The sequence below is a fragment of the Polaromonas sp. P1_G2 genome (assembly GCF_056405515.1).
Map to the genome: position 1 here is coordinate 1 of NZ_JBFUBY010001041.1, position 477 is coordinate 477.

1 protein-coding gene is annotated in these 477 nt (G+C 61.6%); it reads left to right on the forward strand.

Features of this window, described 5'->3' with window-relative positions:
• Positions 1-477: DNA polymerase III subunit beta (locus AC1D0P_RS28960; protein ID WP_477679887.1), on the forward strand; the 477-nt coding region annotated here is incomplete at both ends.

Sequence of the window (477 nt, forward strand, 5' to 3'; positions counted from 1 at the left end):
GAAACTGATCGAGGACCCGGAGGCCAATATCCGCTTCGAGGTCTCGGACGCCAAAATCCGCTTGTCCTTCGGCGAGATCGTGCTGACCTCCAAGCTGATCGACGGCACTTTCCCGGATTACCAGCGTGTCATCCCTTCGGGCAACGACAAGGAAATGCGCGTCGACTGCGGCACCTTCGCCAGCGCCGTCGACCGCGTCTCGACGATTTCGTCGGAGCGCGGCCGCGCCGTCAAGCTGGCGCTGGCCGACGGCCAGATGACGCTTACCGTCAACAATCCCGATTCCGGCAGCGCCACGGAAGAACTTGCGGTCTCCTTTGAGGGCGACCCGCTGGAAATCGGCTTCAATGCCCGCTATCTCCTCGACATCACCAGTCAGCTGACAGGCGATGATGCGGTGTTCAAGCTCGCCGATCCAGGCTCGCCGACCATCATCCTCGATTCCTCCAGCGCTGACGCGCTTTACGTTCTGATGCC